The sequence below is a fragment of the Xanthomonas boreopolis genome (genome assembly GCF_046529185.1).
In the GTDB taxonomy this organism is placed as follows: domain Bacteria; phylum Pseudomonadota; class Gammaproteobacteria; order Xanthomonadales; family Xanthomonadaceae; genus Pseudomonas_S; species Pseudomonas_S boreopolis.
In genome coordinates, this window is the sequence record NZ_CP097162.1 from 3,574,456 (window position 1) to 3,590,739 (window position 16,284).

Here is a 16,284-nt window from a genome sequence, read left to right on the forward strand (position 1 = left end):
ACTATTTTCTATTCCGTGACAGGCAGCGCCAATTTTCCGGCTCGAGCCCGCAACGGCAGTCGAACGTCCGCAAATTTGCCGCTATCTATCACAAAAAACCCCGCCGGAGCGGGGTTCTTCGTCTTGCCGGGCCGTGCTTCAGCCGAGCCGCACCAGCCAGCCGTGGCGGTCGGGCAGGCGGCCGTACTGGATGTCGGTCAATTCCTTTCGCAGCGACATCGTGACCTCGCCGGCCGGGGCGTTGATGTCTCCCACCGAGAAACCCTCGCCCTTCAGCTCGCCGATCGGGGTGACCACCGCCGCGGTACCGCAGGCGAACACTTCGGCGATCTCGCCGGAGGCCACGCCCTGCTTCCACTCGTCGATGGCGATCTTGCGCTCGACCACCTTCATGCCGCGGTCGCGCGCCAGCTGCAGGATGCTGTCGCGGGTGATGCCCTCCAGGATGCTGCCGGACAGCTCCGGGGTGACCAGCGTGCCGTCGCGGTAGACCAGGAACACGTTCATGCCGCCCAGCTCCTCCAGGTACTTGCCCTCGACCGGGTCGAGGAACAGCACCTGCGAGCAGCCCTGGGCATAGGCCTGCTGCTGCGGCAGCAGCGAGGCGGCGTAGTTGCCGCCGCACTTGGCCGCGCCGGTACCGCCCTTGGCGGCGCGCGCGTACTCGGTGGACAGCCAGATCGACACCGGCGCCACGCCCTTGGGGAAGTACGCCCCGGCCGGGCTGGCGATCACGTAGTAGGACGCCTTCTGCGCCGCGCGCACGCCCAGGAACGCCTCGTCGGCGATCATGAACGGACGGAAGTAGAGGCTGGTTTCCGGCGCCGAGGGCACCCAGCGCGCATCGACGGCGATCAGCTGCTTCAACGATTCGGTGAACAGTTCCACCGGCAGCTCCGGCAGCGCCAGGCGCTTGGCCGAGCGCTGCAGGCGCGCGCCGTTGGCCTCCGGGCGGAAGGTCCAGATCGAGCCGTCGGCGTGGCGGTAGGCCTTGATGCCCTCGAAGATCTCCTGGCCGTAGTGCAGCACCGAAGCGGCCGGATCGAGCTGCAACGGCCCGTACGGCCGTACCTCCGCCCCGTGCCAGCCCTCTTCCTTGTTCCAGGCGATGGCGACCATGTGGTCGGTGAAGTGCACGCCGAAGCCCGGCGCGGCCAGGATCGTGGACAGCTCGTCGGCCGTGCGCGGCGATGGGGAGGGGATCGTACGGAAGGAAACGGACACCGGAGGAATTCCTGTTTGCTGGCGGAAGTGATGGACGCCCGCGCGGCGGGCGTCAGAGCATCCCGGTTTCGAGCCGGGCGGCCTCGGACATCATATGCCGGCCCCACGGCGGGTCGAAGACCAGCTCGACGTCGGCCTCGGCCACGGTGGGGATCATCTCCAGCTTGCTGCGCACGTCGTCGACCAGGATCTCGCCCATGCCGCAGCCCGGCGCGGTCAGGGTCATCTTGACCTCCACCTTGCGCTCGCCGTCCTCGCGGTGGCTGAGCTGGACCTCGTACACCAGGCCCAGGTCGACGATGTTGAACGGGATTTCAGGATCGAAGCAGGTCCGCAATTGCTGCCAGACCAGCGCCTCGACCTCTTCGTCGCCGGCGTCGTCGGGCAGTTCCAGCCCCGGCGGCGGCTCCTTGCCGATCGCGTCGCCGTCCTTGCCGGCGATACGGAACAGGTTGCCCTCGACGAACACCGTATAGCTGCCACCCAGCGCCTGGGTGATGTAGCCGTAGCTGCCGGCGGGAAGGACGACCGAATCGCCCTGCGGGACCATCACGGCCTCGCAATCGCGTTCGAACTGGACGGGTTCGCTGCTGCGGGAATACATGGAGGGGAAATGGGGTCCGGCCCCCGGATGAGCAAGTCGTACATTTTAGGGCCTGATTCGAGCGCGGCCCATCGCGCCGCCGGAACGCTGTCGCGCGGCCATGCCATGACCTCCGGACGATGGGCGCCGGCGACGCCAGGCCTTATCCTGCCGGGCCGCTTCCAGGAACCGTCGATGCCCCCCAAGAACGCGTCCGCCAGGACCGCACACTGGCTCTGGCCCCCGTTGCTGCTGCTGGGGGGCGTCACCGCCGTGATCGCCTGGATGCTGGTGGCGCTGGCGACCGGCCGCCAGGCCGGCTGGATGGCCCCGTTCGCCGCCCTGGAGATCGCCTGGATGCTGCGGCTCGGCACGCTGCAGGCCGGCCGCGCGCGGACCGCGGTGGCCCTGCTGGCGACCGTCGCGGCGATCGCCGCGGCCAACTGGGGCATCGCCTCGGCCCAGATCGGCGCCGCCATGGGCCTGGACCCGTGGGCCTCGGCCCTGAAGATGGGTCCAGGCCTGGCCTGGACCCTGCTGTCGCTCGCCAACGGCGGCCTGGACTGGTTCTGCTACGCCACCGCCCTGCTCGTGGCGGCGTGGGTTTCGCGCTGACCGGGTCCGGCGCGGCATTCAGCGCTTCCGCTTCAACGAGTCGCCGAGAAAATCGGCGACCTTCTCGGCGAAATCGCTGATCCCCTTGTCGGCCTGGCCTCCCAGCCAACCGCCGACCTTGCGGTCGGTGACCTCGCCCTCGCCGATCAGCGCGCCATCGGACTTGCGCGTCGCCCGTGCCGCGACCGAGAACTTCTGCGCACCGGCACCGAAGCCGACGAAGTAGCGCAGCGCCTGGTTGCCCTTCTTGAAGTCGACGATCCGTCCGTCCAGGACGATCGTCCGGCCCGGATCGGGACAGTACGATCCCGCACCACCCAACGTGGCCTTCAATCCCGGGATCGTCTCCGGAATGCTGCCAGCGACCCTGCGCTGGATCTCATCGAGCTTGTCCTGTGGAATGCCCGCCGCGCGGGCAGCCTTCTTGTCGGCGATGAAGCCAGTATCGGTCTCGAACCGCATCACTTCCACGCAATCGAAGCCCGCTCCAGGTTCCAGCTCTACCGGCGCGGCAGCGGACGGCGGCGGCGCCTCGGCCCGACCCATCTCCGCCGTCCCGGATGCGGCCCCGGGCACCGGTACCGCGACCTCCGCAGTCGCGGCGGCGCCCTCGGCCGCAACCTGTTCCTGTGCCAACGCCATCGGCGAAACGAGCGCCAACGCCCCGGCGCACGCGAGCGCGCGCCAAATCGTATTTTCCATGTTGTCCCCCTGTTGAGACGGCTGTCCGTGCATGCGCACGGACAAAGCATACCTAATGTCCGCCGCCGTCCAGCGCCTTCAGCTCGCCGACCAGTGCGCCGGCCGCCTCGGCGCCGTCGCCGTAGAGCATGCGGGTGTTGTCGGCGTAGAACAGCGCGTTCTCGATGCCGGCGAAGCCGGTGCCCTTGCCGCGCTTGATCACGACGACGTTCCTGGCGTTCACCACGTCCAGGATCGGCATGCCGTAGATCGGGCTGGAAGGATCGGTCCTGGCGACCGGGTTGACCACGTCGTTGGCGCCGATCACCAGCGCCACGTCGGTGACCGCGAACTCCGGGTTGATGTCGTCCATGTCGGCGATCAGGTCGTAGGGCACGCCCGCCTCGGCCAGCAGCACGTTCATGTGCCCCGGCATGCGGCCGGCCACCGGGTGGATCGCGAACTTCACCTTCACCCCGCGCTCGATCAGCCGCTGCGCCAGCTCCCAGATCTTGTGCTGCGCCTGCGCCACCGCCATGCCGTAGCCGGGCACGATCGCCACGCGCTCGGCGAAGGCCATCATCGCCGCCACGTCCGCCGCCTCGATCGGCTTCTGGCTGCCGGCGATCTCCGCGCCCTGCCCGCCGCCGCCGAAATTGGAGAACAGCACGTTGCGGATCGGCCGGTTCATCGCCTTGGCCATCAGCCGGGTCAGCAGGATGCCGGCCGCGCCGACCATCATGCCGGCGATGATCAGCGCCTCGTTGCCGAGCACGTAGCCCTCGAACGACACCGCCAGGCCGGTGAAGGCGTTGTACAGCGAGATCACCACCGGCATGTCGGCGCCGCCGATCGGCAGCGTCATCAGCACGCCCAGCGCGAGCGCGGCGACGAAGAACGCGACGATCGCCAGCGGCTGCAGGGCGACGGCCGCCCAGGCCCCCAGCGCCACCACCGCCAGCGCCACCAGCAGGTTGAACGCCTGCTGGCCGGGGAAGGTCACGCGCCGGTCCAGCCGGCCATCGAGCTTGGCCCAGGCGACGATCGAACCGGACAGCGACACCGCGCCGATCGCCGAGCCCACCACCGCCAGCGCCACCGTGGCGGCCGCCGGCTGGCGCGCCGCGAGATCGGCGATGGCCTGCGCGCTCCAGTGGCTGGTATCGCGGTGGGCGAGGAACGAGAACCGCAGCAGCTCGACCGCGCCGATCGCCGCGGCCGAGCCGCCGCCCATGCCGTTGTAGAGCGCGACCATCTGCGGCATGTCGGTGATCGCGACCTTGTTGGCCGACACCCACGCCAGCGACGTCCCGATCGCCACCGCGGCGATGATCAGCGGCACGTTGTGCAGCTCGGGCAGGAAGAACGTGGCGGCCGTGGCGATCAGCATGCCCAGGCCGGCCCAGCGGATGCCGCTGCGCGCGGTCAGCGGCGAGGCCATGCGTTGCAGGCCGAGCAGGAACAGCGTCGCGGCGACCAGGTAGCTGGCCTTGACCAGCCAGGAAAGCAGTTCGGCGGTGGACATGCTCACGCCTGGTCTCCCTTGCCGCCCGGCCTCTTGCTGGACTTGAACATCTCCAGCATGCGCTCGGTCACCACGTAGCCGCCGGCCGCGTTGGCCGCGCCGAGCGCCACCGCGAGGAAACCGAGGGTCTTCTCCAGCGTGGTGTCGGCGTGGCCGAGCACCACCATCGCGCCGATCAGCACGATGCCGTGGATGAAGTTCGCCCCCGACATCAGCGGGGTGTGCAGGATCACCGGCACCCGCGAGATGATCACGTGGCCGGCGATGGCCGCCAGCATGAAGATGTACAGCGCTACGAACCCGTCGCTCATCGCGTTCCTCCGGTGGCCTGGGCCGGCCGGCGCCGGCCCGGCCGGCATCATAACCAGCCCGGGACACGCCGGTGGCGGGCTTGTCAACCCGGCCGGCGCCCATCCGTTTATCCCGTCATTCCATCCGGGAAGCTACGCTGTGCTGGTGGGCACCCCTCTCGATCCGCAATCGCACGCACCGCAGGCCGTCGCGCCAGCGTCGCTGGACGCGTTCCTGGCCGGCATCGGCCCGCGCGCGTTCCGTTTCGCCGAGGCCGGCCTGCGCCACCGCGAGGACGCGCTGGACGCGGTGCAGGACGCGATGGTCAGGCTGCTCGGCTACCGCGAGCGCCCCGCCGAGGAATGGACGCCGCTGTTCTGGAGCATCCTGCGCAGCCGCATCATCGACCTGCAGCGCCGGCGCAGCTTCCGGCTGAAGTTCTGGGCGCCGGCCGAGGAGCGCGACGAGGACAGCCGCATCGACTGGGCCGATGCCGGCGCTGGCCCGGCGCAGCAGCACGAGCAGCGCGAAGCGTATGCGCGCCTGGTCGCCGCGCTGCGCGCGCTGCCCGCCCGCCAGCGCGAGGCCTTCACCCTGCGCGTGCTGGAGGAACTGGACGTGGCGACCACCGCGCGCGTGATGGGCTGTTCGGAAGGTTCGGTGAAGACGCATCTTTCGCGCGCCCGCGAGGCGCTGCAGAAGCAACTCGAGGAGTTCCGCTGATGAACGAGCATTCTTCTTCCCACGACGCCTTCGACGCGCGCATGCGGGAACTGCATGCGCGCTCGCTGGCGACGCTGCCTCCGCCGACCCTCGCCCGCCTGCGCGAGGCCCGCCAAGCGGGCGGGCGGCCGCGGCGGCTGCCTGCCTGGCTGCTGGCGACCGCGTGCTCGGCGGTGCTGGCGATCGGCTTCGGCCTGCAACTGCACCGCGGGGACCTTGGCCCGTCCGCGTTGCCGCAAGTGCCGGCCACGGCCGCGGCCACCGGCACCGACGACGACACGCTCGACCAGAATCCCGACCTGTACGTCTGGCTGGGTTCGGAAAACGCCCTAGCGATGGAATGACGACCATGAAGCATCCCGCCCGCCTCCCATCCCGTCTCCTGGGCGTGCTCCTGCTCGCCGCGGCCGCGCCGGCGCTGGCCCAGTCCGGTCCGCGCCTGCCCCCGCCGCCCCCGCCTCCGCCGGCCGAACCGCCGCTGCCGGACTGGGAACACCTCAGCCCGCAGCAGCGCGACAGCCTGGTCGGCGCCCTGCGCCAGCGCTGGAACGACCTGCCGGAACAGCGCCACAAGATGCTCCGGCACGCCGAGCGCTGGCAGAACATGACGCCCGAGCAGCGGCGCAAGGCCTCCGAAGGCATGCGCCGCTACGAGAACATGTCGCCGCAACAGCGGCGCCAGGCGAAAGTGCTGTTCCAGCAGATGCGCGACCTGCCCCCGGACCAGCGCGACGCCCTGCGCGACCGCTGGAAGTCGATGACGCCCGAACAGCGCGACGCCTGGGTCAAGGCGCATGCGGACAACGACGAGTGAACCGCGGCGCGAGATCGCCTGCGTAGCGGCTTGAAGCAATATCCGCGCATTGGATCCTTCGGATCGAGGCGCTGGGGTTTATGTCGACACCGCAGCGGCATTATTGCTGTTGCTGTTGCTGTTGCTGTTGCTGTTGCTGTTGCTCGTGATTTTGCTCTGGATTGGGCAACATCTCCTCGCGCGGCGGCGCGCCAACCACTATGGCCCGCAAATGCCACTGCGGCGCGGCCCCCTCCGAAGCGGCGGAGACGGCGGGAAAAACCCGAAGGGCGACGTGCATGGATGCACGTCGTTTTTCGCCGCGACAGGGCTCGCCGGAAAAAGGCGAAGCACCGCTTCGCCCCGGCGGGCGGGCATTCGCCGCGCGGCGAATGCCCCGGGCTTGGCCGCGCAGCGGTCGAGTCGCGTCGAAAAATCCCGCTGGCTCCGCGAACCCGCAGCGCAGCTGCGGGCGCGAAGGCGGGTGTGCTTGATCAGCCATTCGGCTGCTGTGAAGCGCTTCTTTTGGTTACTTTTCTTTACGCGGCACATCCTTGTGTCGCGCCCTTCGGGCCGGCTTCGCCGTGCGGCGCCGCTCCTGCGGCGCGCGTGCACAGGCAAAGAAAAGTGACTCGCCGCAAGGCGAAAGCCGTTGCCGTTGCCGTTGCTGTCACTACAACGTAAAACCCACAAGCAAAGTCCCTGGATCCCCGGCTTCGCGGGGATGACGGTAGAGAGATTGCGCACGGCAGTGAGATTGCGTGGGCTGGACAGATAACATCAAAGACGCAGGGTCTTCGACCCCCGGCTATCGGACATAGCTCGATAGCACTCAGCGCTGCGCGAGCCAGTGGCTAGCAAGCAGCCGCCCTTCGCTCCGTCTAGGCGCGGACGATGATGGAGAGGTCGCGTGAACGAAAGCGCAGCAATCTCACCCCACCCAACGCGTCCTCGCCAACAACTCGTCGTCCCAATCGAACCCGATCGCTCCATCCTTGAGGAACAGCGCGACGAAGTTGCAGACATTGCGCGCGAACATCTCGCTCGCGTGCACCGCCCCCATGCTGGCCAGGTCGAGCGGACCCGCCACCGTCACCCCGCCGACCTCCACCGTCCGGCCCGGCTCGGTCGCCTCGCAGTTGCCGCCGGTCTCCGCGGCCAGGTCCACGATCACGCTGCCGGGCCGCATCCCCGCCACCATCGCCGCGCTGACGATCTTCGGCGCGGGCTTCCCCGGCACCGCCGCGGTGCACACCACCACGTCCACGCCCTTGAGGTGCTCCGCCAGCCGGCGCTGCTGCTCGGCCCGTTCCGAATCGGTGAGCTGGCGCGCGTAACCGCCCTCGCCCGCCGCGCTCACGCCCAGGTCGAGGAACTTGCCGCCGAGCGACTCGATCTGCTCGCGCGTCTCCGGGCGCACGTCGAAGCCTTCCACCTGCGCCCCCAGCCGCCTGGCCGTGGCGATCGCCTGCAAGCCGGCCACGCCGGCGCCGACCACCAGCACCCTGCTCGGCCGGATCGTGCCCGCCGCGGTGGTCAGCATCGGGAAGAAGCGCGGCGCCAGCTGCGCGGCGATCAGCGTGGCCTTGTAGCCCGCCATGCCGGCCTGCGAGCTGAGCACGTCCATCGCCTGCGCGCGCGTGGTGCGCGGCAGCCTTTCCAGCGGGAACGCGGTGACGCCCTGCGCGCGCAGCGCCTCGCCGCGCGCGGGATCGGCATCCGGGTACAACATACCGACCAAGCTCGCGCCGGGCTTGAGCCGCTGCAGCCGCGCCGGGTCGGGCGACTGCACGCACAGCACCAGGTCGGCCTGGGCGATCGCATCCTCGGGAGCCGGCTCGGCGCCGGCCTGGCGATAGAGGTCGTCGGGAATGCCCGCGCCGGCGCCGGCATCGGCCTGGACCCAGACGTTCGCGCCCAGCGCGACCAGCTTCCTCACCGTCTCCGGCGTCGCCGCCACGCGGCGCTCGCCCTCGGCCAGTTCCTTCAGCACCAACACCTGAACGGCCATGCCTTCCCCGGATGTCGACCCATGTCGGGGAGCGATGCTAGCAGAGCGATGGGAGGCCCCAGCGGCGCTTCCGCCGGGACGATGGCGGCAGGCCGCCGCATCCCGCGCTAATGCACCGCGCTGGCCTGCGGATCCAGCTTGTCGATCACGCCCTGCATCGCGCTGTCGAACGCGCCGTCGCTGGCGTGCGGCCGCAACCGGCCGAGCCGCACCATTACCGCCAGTTCCTCCGGCGAGGCCACGCAGAAGCGCACGCCGCGGCGGTTGACGAACAGCAACCGCGCCGAGATCGGGCTCACCCAGGACAGCTTGCCCGCCTGCACCTTGCCGTCCTTGTCGATGAAATCGAGCCAGGTACCGATCGCCATGTCGCGGAAGCGGTCGGCATCGGCATTGTCGAAATCGTCGCCCTTCGCCTCGACGCCGAGATCGACCGCGGCGGTTTCCGGCGCTGGCTGCGGCAACACCACCGACGGCAGTTCCGGCAGCGGCCTTTCCAGTTCCGGGCGCGCCTCGGCGATCGCCTGCAGCGTGTCGTGCAGCGCGCCGATCGCCCCCATCGCCGCATCCCCGTGCAGGCCGACGCTGCCGAACACCTTCTGCAGCGGTCCCTGCCAGGCCTGCAGCCAGGGCTTGCCGACGACGTGGCGGCGCGCCTCGGCCAGTTCCTCGAGCACGCCGTCGCCGGCCGCCAGGGCCTCGGCCATCGCCGTGCCGTCCTCGCCGTCGCGCAGGATCGCCATGGTCAGGTTGTGCTGCCACGGGTGGCGCAGGAATTCCTCGACCGCCGCCGGCAGCTTGCCGACCAGGCGTTTTTCCAGTTCCAGCTGCGCGCGCGCACGCGCCATGTCCAGCTTTTCCTGGCCGCGCTGCGTCTCGGCCGCGCGCCGCTCGGCGATCTCGACCCGGCGCCGGTGCTGGACCAGGAACTCCCGGAACTCCTCTTCCAGGGTCAGGAAGATCGCCAGGTTCTCGTTGAACTCGGCCACCAGCCGCTCGATGATCTCCTCGACCTTGGTCATCAGCACGCGTTCGGCCGGGCTCTCGCCGGTGTTGCCCTCGCAGGCCTCGGCCAGCGAGTTGAGCAGGCGCCGCGCCGGATGGGTCTTCTGCACGAACATCTTGCGGTCGAGCATCGCGACCTTGACGAACGGCACGATCAGGCGGCCGATCAGCTCGCGCGAGCGGCCTTCCAGGTCGCGCTCGTCCAGCATCACGTCGAACAGCATGCCGACCAGGTCGATCGCGTCCTCGTCCATCGGGTCCAGGCGCGCGTTGGCCGGATCGACGCCGAGCCGGGTCGCGCCGGACAGCACTTCGCTCTTGAGCCGCTGCGCCAGCGACTCGCCCTGCTGGCCGATCGCCGCGTTGAGGGTGGCGCTGGGCGTGGCCTGCAGCAGCGACAGCACCGACAGCATCTCGCGCTGGCTGAGCGGACGCTGCTGCTGCGCCGCCACCGAGGCGACCGAAGCGGCGGAAGTGGCGTTGTCGCGCATGCCGCGCGCCTGCTGCAGCAGCTCGTGCAAGGCGTCGAGCAGCATGCCCTGCCCGGCGGCCCCGCTGTAGTCCTCCCCGAGCTCGTCCAGCGACTCGCGGCCGCGCTGGGCGGCCTGGGCGCGGCCGCGTCCCTGCGCCCAGCGGTTGACGAAGCGGCTGGCCCAGGCCGGCGCGGCATAGTCGCCGTAGTCGTCCCCGGCACCGGCGGACGCGCCGAAGCCGTCCGCGCCGGGCGCCTCGTCGGCATCGCGCGGCACCGGCCGCGGCGCCGGCCGGCGCGGCCGGGAGATCTCCGGCATCACCCCGGCCTTGGCGAGCTGCTCGTCCAGCCCCTGGTAGAGCTTGGCGAGCGGCTCGGCCAGGTCGCGCTCGCACAGCTTGATCAGCACGAGGCGGATCTCCGGCGCGAAGTCGCTGGTGGCGAAGGCCTCGTGCACGGCCACGCCGATGTGCTCCGGCCCGATCGGGTCGGTATCCGGGCCGAGCTCCAGCCCGCCCGCGATCCAGCCCAGGCGGCGATCGATGCGCGCCAGCACCGGCTTGCAGTCGCGCAGCAGCACGCTGGCCAGGTTGCGCACCGCCAGCCTCGATTCCAGTTCGTGCTCCGGGACCAGGCTAAGCGTGCCGCTGCCGTTGCCCTGCCCGGCCAGCAGGACCTCGGCCGACAGGGGCTGGCCTTCTTCCAGCGCGCGCCAGGCCAGGTCGAGCTGCGCGCGCAGGCGCGCGGCGATCTCCTCGCGCCGGCGGCGCAGTTCGCGCATGCCGTCCAGGTACAGCATCTGCGAAGGGCCGGCCGTCTCGGCGCGGTCGAACAGCACGTCGTCGAAATGCGCCAACGCCGAAGCGAAGGCCTGAGACAGCGCGGGCAGGAACGCGGCGCGTACCTGCTCGAGCAGGCGCGCGTCGCGCGCCGGATGCCCGGGAATGCCGGGATTGGACGTCATGCGCAAAGGCTCCCCAGCCACGCAGGCGGCACTCTGGAATCAAGAAAACATGCGGCCGCGCCCCAAGCACCCGCGCGCCGATGGTAGGCGCGGAGCCCTATACAGGAACGTGATGGCATGCGCATTTCCTACCCTGGCGAATCGTGCAACCCGACGCTACATCGTAATCCGCGGCCATGTCCCGCGTCTTGCCGATTACGGGCATGCCGCGGAGGCGATTAAGCAAAGCCGCGGCGCCCGGGCCTCGAGCGCTTCCCGTCGCCGCGCACCGAGTTTGCTTGCCGGCGATGGAACCGGCCGCGCGGCGACGGCTGGCGGTCAAGAACAGCCCCCTATAATCCGGCCATGCATACCCTTCATTCGCTGCAGGCGCTGGACGAGCGCCGCTCCGTGCCCTCCATGCAGCTGGGCGAACCCGGTCCCGACAACGCCACCTTGCTGCGCATGCTGCAATCGGCCGTGCGGGTGCCGGACCACGGCAAGCTGGTGCCGTTCCGGTTCCTGCGCATCGCGGGCGCCGCCCGCGACCGCCTCGGCGAATTCCTGGCCGAGCGCAGCCGGCAGCGCGATCCGAACGCCCCGGCGGCCGCCGTGGAAAAGGACCGCAAGCGCTTCTCGTACGCGCCGTTGATCGTGGCCGTCGTCGCGCGCCTGCAGCGCGACCACAAGGTGCCCGAGCAGGAGCAACTGCTGACCGCCGGCTGCGTCTGCTTCGCGCTGCTGCAGGCCGCGCAGGCCCATGGGTTCGGCGCGCAATGGCTGACCGCCTGGATGGCCTACGACGACGCCGTGGCGGCGAAGCTGGGGCTGGCCGCGAACGAGCGGATCGTCGGCTTCGTCCATATCGGAACCGCGCGCACGCCCGCGCCGGAGCGCGAGCGCCCCGATGCCGCCGCGCTGCTGACCGACTGGACCGGCGAGCGTGCCTAGCACGGCACGCCGCAGGGGGCGCCCGGCATGAAGCCGCTCTACCTGGTCGATTCCAGCCTGTACGTGTTCCGCGCCTGGCATTCGATGCCGGACGAGTTCCGCGATGCGCAGGGCTGGCCCACCAACGCCGTGCACGGCTTCGCCCGGTTCGTGCTGGAGCTGCTGGAACGCGAGCGCCCCGAGCACATCGTGCTCGCGTTCGACGAGGCCCTGGACAGTTGTTTCCGGCATGCGCTCTACCCGCTCTACAAGGCCAACCGCGAGCCGGCGCCCGAGGAACTGCGCCGCCAGTTCGCGCATTGCAAGGCGCTGTGCGCCGCGCTCGGGCTAGCCGTGCTGGCGCACCACGAGTACGAGGCCGACGACCTGATCGGCAGCGCGCTGCATGGCGCGCGCCCGCACGGCTTCCACGGCGTGATCGTCTCGGCCGACAAGGATCTCTCGCAGCTGCTCGGCGAACACGACGAGCAATGGGACTACGCCCGCCAGCAGCGCTGGCGCGCCGATGGCGTCAAGGCCCGCCACGGCGTGCATGCGCACCAGATCGCCGACTACCTGGCGCTGTGCGGCGACGCCACCGACAACATCCCCGGCGTGAGCGGCATCGGCGCCAAGACCGCCGCGGTGCTGCTGGCGCATTTCGGCAGCCTGGACGCGCTGCTCGAACGCATCGACGAGGTGCCGTACCTGCGCCTGCGCGGCGCCGCCCAGGCCGCCGCCCGGCTGCGCGAGCAGCGCGAACAGGCCCTGCTGTGGCGCCGCCTGGCCACGATCGCGCTCGATGCCCCGGTCGACGGCACCGCGGGCGCGTTCCGGCGCGCGGCCGCCGACGCCGGCATGCTGGCCGGGCTCTGCGACGCGCTGCGCTTCGGACCCCTCACGCGGCGCCGCCTGTTCGCCGCCGCCGGCCTCCCCGCTTCCGTATCCGACACGAGTCTGCCAACGCCATGAACCACAACGATGCCGAACCCCAGGTCGTCTACGAGGGCAAGTACCAGCGCATGGTGGTGCGCGGCACCTGGGAATATTCAGAGCGCGTGCACGCCGGCGGCCTGGCCGCGATCATCGTCGCGGTGACGCCGCAGGACAACGTGCTGTTCGTCGAGCAGTTCCGCGTGCCGCTGCAGGCGCGCACGATCGAGATGCCCGCGGGCCTGGTCGGCGACATCGAGGCCGGCGAATCGATCGAGGTCTCGGCGATCCGCGAGCTCGAGGAGGAGACCGGCTGGACCGCCGAGCACGCCGAAGTGCTGATGGTCGGCCCGACCTCCTCCGGCGCCAGCAGCGAGAAGGTCGCGTTCGTGCGCGCCACCGGCCTGCGCAAGGTCGGCGAAGGCGGCGGCGACGCCACCGAGGACATCGTGGTGCACGAAGTGCCGCGCAATCGCGCCGCGGCCTGGCTGGTCGAGAAGATGCGCGCGGGCTTCGAGATGGACGCCAAGCTCTGGGCCGGGCTGTGGATGATCGAACACGAACTGGACGGGACCCCGCGTGGCTGACGCTTCCACCGAAATGCAGGCACGGCTGCTGGGCAACGAAGACCCGCCGCCGTTCACCGTCTACCGCGCCGACGGCGCATCGCCGTTCGTGCTGCTGGCCGACCACGCCGGCCAGCGCGTGCCGCGCGCCCTGGCCGAGCTGGGCCTGCCGCAGGCCGAACTGGACCGCCACATCGGCTGGGACATCGGCATCGACGACACCACCCGCCTGCTTGCCGGCCTGCTGGACGCCTTCGCGATCACCCAGACCTATTCGCGCCTGGTGATCGACTGCAACCGGCCGCTGGATTCGCCCACCTCGATCGTCGCGGCCAGCGACGGCACAACGGTGCCGGGCAACCTCGGGCTCGACCCGGCCGCGCGCCAGGCGCGCATCGACGAGATCTTCGCGCCGTACCACGGGCGCATCGCCGCCGAACTGGATGCGCGCGCGGCCGCCGGGCGCCCGACGGTGCTGATCGCGATGCACAGCTTCACCCCGCGCATGAACGGCTTCGAACGTCCCTGGCACGCCGGCGTGCTGTACAACCGCGACGGCCGCCTCGCGCATGCGCTGCGCGTCGCCCTGCAGGAAGAAGGGCTGGTGGTCGGCGACAACGAGCCCTATGCGATCAGCGATACCAGCGACTACGCGATCCCGGTCCATGCCGAGGCCCGCGGGCTGCTGCACGTCGAACTGGAGATCCGCCAGGACCTGATCGCGGACCACGCCGGCCAGCTCGAATGGGCGGAACGGCTGGCGCGCCTGCTGCCGCCGCTGGCCGCGCGCCTGATGTAGACCCGGGCCGGGTTTTCCCGCTGCCGTGCCGCCGCTCCGTTCGCGGCGGCGGCACGGCGGGAAGGACCCGATGGGCGACGCGCACGGCGCGCCGGGACCGGAGTCCCTCCTGCGAGGGCAGTGCGCCGCCCTCGCCCGGCAGGCTCAGGCGAAGCGATCGGTCGCGCGCACCAGCGCGTCCAGGTTCTCGGCCTCGAACGCGGAATGGCCCGAGGCCGGGGTGATCTCGAGCTGGGCCTTAGGCCAGGCCTTGTGCAGGTCCCAGGCGTTCTGCACCGGGCAGACCACGTCGTAGCGGCCGTGCACGATCACGCCCGGGATATCGGCGATGCGGTGCGCGTCGCGCAGCAACTGGTCCTCGACCTCGAAGAAACCGCCGTTGACGAAGTAGTGGTTCTCGATGCGGGCGAAGGCGAGCGCGAACCTGGGGTCCTCGTGCCCGGCGACGAAATCCTCGTCCACGTGCAGGAAGCTGGTCGCCCCTTCCCATACGCTCCACGCCTTGGCCGCGGCCAGCCGGGTGGCCTCGTCGTCGCTGGTCAGGCGGCGGTGGAACGCCGAGATCAGGTCGTGCCGCTCCACCGGCGGGATCGCGCCGATGTAGTGCTCCCAGGCATCCGGGAACAGGCGGTTGGCGCCTTCCTGGTAGAACCATTCCAGCTCCCAGCGGCGCAGCATGAAGATGCCGCGCAGCACCAGTTCGGTGACGCGCCCCGGATGGGCCTGCGCGTACGCCAGCGCCAGGGTCGAGCCCCAGCTGCCGCCGAACACCTGCCACTTGGCGATGCCCAGCTTCTCGCGCAGCTTCTCGATGTCGGCCACCAGGTCCCAGGTGGTGTTGTCGACCAGGTCGGCGTGCGGCGTCGAGCGGCCTGAACCGCGCTGGTCGAACAGCACGATGCGGTACTTGGCCGGATCGTGGAAGCGGCGCATCTTGGCGCTGATCCCGCCGCCGGGGCCGCCGTGCAGCAGCACCACCGGCTTGCCGCCGGGATTGCCGCACTCCTCGAAATACAGCGTGTGGCGATCGTCGACCTTCAGCGTGCCGGTGTTGAACGGTTCGATCTCGGGATAGAGGGTGCGCATGCGGCGGTCCTGCGGGAAAAGCCGCATTGTATCGGGCGTGGTTGCGGGAGGGCTTGCGGGAGAGGTTCTGTGGGAGGGACTTCAGTCCCTCCCACAACCGAGCTCCCGCAGAAAGTGGCAAGCCCTATGGCGGCCAGCGGCCCAGCGTGACGCGGTCGCGATCCTCCAGGTCGCGGTGGGTGGCGACCTCGGCGAAACCGCGGTCGCGCAACAGCGCGGCCACCGCCTCGCCCTGGTCCCAGCCGTGCTCGAACAGCAGCCAGCCCCCCGGCAGCAGGCGGTCGGGCGCGCCGGCGACGATCTCGCGGATCGCATCCAATCCGTCGCGGCCGGAGGCGAGCGCCGCGGCCGGTTCGTGCCGCAGGTCGCCGAGGTCCAGGTGCGGGTCGCCCTCGGCGATGTAGGGAGGATTGCTGGCGATCAGGTCGAAGCGCTCGCCGGCCAGCGGCGCCAGCCAACTGCCGTGGCGGAACTCGACGTTGTCCAGCGCGTGCCCGGCGGCGTTCGCGCGCGCCACCGCCAGCGCGCCCCCGCTGACATCGGTGGCCACCACGCGCGCGCGCGGACGCTCGCTGGCCAGGGCGAGCGCGATCGCGCCGCTGCCGGTGCCGAGATCGGCGATGCGCCGTCCCGGCGCCTGGTCCACCCGTTCCAGCGCCAGCTCGACCAGCGTCTCGGTCTCCGGGCGCGGGATCAGCGTGTCCGGCGTCACCTGCAGGTCCAGGGTCCAGAACCCGCGGCGGCCGGTCAGGTAGGCGACCGGTTCGCCCGCCTCGCGCCGCGCCACCAGCGCCTCGAAGGCGGCGGCGACCGCCGGATCGACCGGATCGCGCCCGTGCGCGAACAGCCAGGCGCGGTCGCGGCCGAGCGCGTGCAGCAGCAGCGGCTCGGCGTCGGCCCGCTCGATCCGGGCGGCGGCGGCGCGCAGCAAGGCGTCGGCGGGAGGAAAAGGCATGGCAGTCAGGGCTTCACCCTTGCGAAACGTCGGATCGCCATTATCGGAGCAGCCGTTGATGCATGGCACCAAAGAGCCGGGCTCGCTTAACGATAGACAAAATCTATCTATCCAATGCCATCAATCGATTTGCGGTATCTATCGCCCCT

At 70.5% G+C, this 16,284-nt stretch carries 18 protein-coding genes; 9 read left to right on the top strand and 9 right to left on the bottom strand.

Going from position 1 to position 16,284, the window contains the following annotated elements:
* Positions 1 to 138 precede the first annotated feature (138 nt).
* Both M3M27_RS16130 and sufT read right to left on the bottom strand, forming a co-directional pair.
* Positions 139 to 1,224: a branched-chain amino acid aminotransferase gene (locus M3M27_RS16130; RefSeq protein ID WP_434026260.1), complete on the bottom strand. Its 1,086-nt coding sequence runs from the start codon at positions 1,222 to 1,224 to the stop codon at positions 139 to 141.
* 52 nt (positions 1,225 to 1,276) lie between these two features.
* Positions 1,277 to 1,828 (bottom strand): putative Fe-S cluster assembly protein SufT, encoded by a 552-nt coding sequence (gene sufT / locus M3M27_RS16135; RefSeq protein ID WP_140723732.1) that lies wholly within the window; start codon positions 1,826 to 1,828, stop codon positions 1,277 to 1,279.
* A 174-nt stretch (positions 1,829 to 2,002) separates the two neighbouring features.
* On the opposite strand from sufT, the gene M3M27_RS16140 reads away from it, so the two are divergent.
* Complete coding sequence (locus M3M27_RS16140; protein ID WP_434026261.1) at positions 2,003 to 2,422, top strand: hypothetical protein; 420 nt, start codon at positions 2,003 to 2,005, stop codon at positions 2,420 to 2,422.
* Positions 2,423 to 2,440: 18 nt separating this feature from the next.
* On the opposite strand, the gene M3M27_RS16145 is transcribed toward M3M27_RS16140, so the two are convergent.
* The 3 genes from M3M27_RS16145 to M3M27_RS16155 are packed head-to-tail and all read right to left on the bottom strand — an operon-like array spanning position 2,441 to position 4,939.
* A complete protein-coding gene (locus M3M27_RS16145) occupies positions 2,441 to 3,124 on the bottom strand; it encodes a DUF4410 domain-containing protein (protein WP_434026262.1) in 684 nt (227 codons plus the stop codon).
* Positions 3,125 to 3,176: 52 nt separating this feature from the next.
* Positions 3,177 to 4,628, bottom strand: a complete 1,452-nt coding sequence (locus tag M3M27_RS16150) for an NAD(P)(+) transhydrogenase (Re/Si-specific) subunit beta (RefSeq protein WP_434028030.1) — start codon at positions 4,626 to 4,628, stop codon at positions 3,177 to 3,179.
* A 2-nt stretch (positions 4,629 to 4,630) separates the two neighbouring features.
* The gene (locus M3M27_RS16155) at positions 4,631 to 4,939 is read right to left on the bottom strand and encodes an NAD(P) transhydrogenase subunit alpha (protein WP_434026263.1); all 309 of its coding nucleotides are present in this window, start codon (positions 4,937 to 4,939) and stop codon (positions 4,631 to 4,633) included.
* A gap of 139 nt (positions 4,940 to 5,078) precedes the next feature.
* Between M3M27_RS16155 and M3M27_RS16160 the strand changes: the two genes are divergently transcribed.
* The 4 genes from M3M27_RS16160 to M3M27_RS16175 all read left to right on the top strand — a co-directional run bounded on the left by M3M27_RS16160 (position 5,079) and on the right by M3M27_RS16175 (position 7,066).
* Positions 5,079 to 5,642: an RNA polymerase sigma factor gene (locus tag M3M27_RS16160; RefSeq protein ID WP_177497762.1), complete on the top strand. Its 564-nt coding sequence runs from the start codon at positions 5,079 to 5,081 to the stop codon at positions 5,640 to 5,642.
* Positions 5,642 to 5,986 carry a hypothetical protein gene (locus tag M3M27_RS16165; protein WP_434026264.1) on the top strand — a complete coding sequence of 115 codons (345 nt, stop codon included), beginning with the start codon at positions 5,642 to 5,644 and terminating at the stop codon, positions 5,984 to 5,986. Before M3M27_RS16160 ends, M3M27_RS16165 begins: the two co-directional genes overlap by 1 nt.
* A 5-nt stretch (positions 5,987 to 5,991) precedes the next feature.
* The gene (locus M3M27_RS16170) at positions 5,992 to 6,456 is read left to right on the top strand and encodes a DUF3106 domain-containing protein (protein WP_434026265.1); all 465 of its coding nucleotides are present in this window, start codon (positions 5,992 to 5,994) and stop codon (positions 6,454 to 6,456) included.
* Between the two features lie 109 nt (positions 6,457 to 6,565).
* Entirely contained in the window at positions 6,566 to 7,066 is a 501-nt protein-coding gene (locus tag M3M27_RS16175) for a hypothetical protein (protein WP_434026266.1), read from the top strand.
* A 300-nt stretch (positions 7,067 to 7,366) separates the two neighbouring features.
* Here M3M27_RS16175 and M3M27_RS16180 read toward each other — a convergent pair whose 3' ends face one another.
* Complete coding sequence (locus M3M27_RS16180) at positions 7,367 to 8,446, bottom strand: NAD(P) transhydrogenase subunit alpha (protein ID WP_434026267.1); 1,080 nt, start codon at positions 8,444 to 8,446, stop codon at positions 7,367 to 7,369.
* Positions 8,447 to 8,553: 107 nt separating this feature from the next.
* Positions 8,554 to 10,887 carry a DUF1631 domain-containing protein gene (locus M3M27_RS16185; RefSeq protein ID WP_434026268.1) on the bottom strand — a complete coding sequence of 778 codons (2,334 nt, stop codon included), beginning with the start codon at positions 10,885 to 10,887 and terminating at the stop codon, positions 8,554 to 8,556.
* Between the two features lie 345 nt (positions 10,888 to 11,232).
* Here M3M27_RS16185 and M3M27_RS16190 point away from each other — a divergent pair, with 345 nt between their 5' ends.
* Genes M3M27_RS16190 through M3M27_RS16205 form a run of 4 tightly spaced genes read left to right on the top strand, consistent with a single transcriptional unit; the run spans position 11,233 to position 14,094 of the window.
* Positions 11,233 to 11,817, top strand: coding sequence for a nitroreductase family protein (locus M3M27_RS16190; RefSeq protein ID WP_434026269.1), 585 nt, complete (start codon positions 11,233 to 11,235; stop codon positions 11,815 to 11,817).
* 27 nt (positions 11,818 to 11,844) lie between these two features.
* Complete coding sequence (locus tag M3M27_RS16195) at positions 11,845 to 12,768, top strand: 5'-3' exonuclease (RefSeq protein ID WP_140723769.1); 924 nt, start codon at positions 11,845 to 11,847, stop codon at positions 12,766 to 12,768.
* Positions 12,765 to 13,316: an NUDIX hydrolase gene (locus M3M27_RS16200; protein ID WP_140723772.1), complete on the top strand. Its 552-nt coding sequence runs from the start codon at positions 12,765 to 12,767 to the stop codon at positions 13,314 to 13,316. Before M3M27_RS16195 ends, M3M27_RS16200 begins: the two co-directional genes overlap by 4 nt.
* Positions 13,309 to 14,094: an N-formylglutamate amidohydrolase gene (locus M3M27_RS16205; protein ID WP_434026270.1), complete on the top strand. Its 786-nt coding sequence runs from the start codon at positions 13,309 to 13,311 to the stop codon at positions 14,092 to 14,094. Before M3M27_RS16200 ends, M3M27_RS16205 begins: the two co-directional genes overlap by 8 nt.
* Before the next feature lie 144 nt (positions 14,095 to 14,238).
* Here M3M27_RS16205 and pip read toward each other — a convergent pair whose 3' ends face one another.
* Positions 14,239 to 15,180, bottom strand: coding sequence for a prolyl aminopeptidase (gene pip, locus M3M27_RS16210; protein ID WP_140723775.1), 942 nt, complete (start codon positions 15,178 to 15,180; stop codon positions 14,239 to 14,241).
* Positions 15,181 to 15,304: 124 nt separating this feature from the next.
* Positions 15,305 to 16,135: a peptide chain release factor N(5)-glutamine methyltransferase gene (gene prmC / locus M3M27_RS16215; RefSeq protein WP_434026271.1), complete on the bottom strand. Its 831-nt coding sequence runs from the start codon at positions 16,133 to 16,135 to the stop codon at positions 15,305 to 15,307.
* Between the last annotated feature and the right edge of the window lie 149 nt (positions 16,136 to 16,284).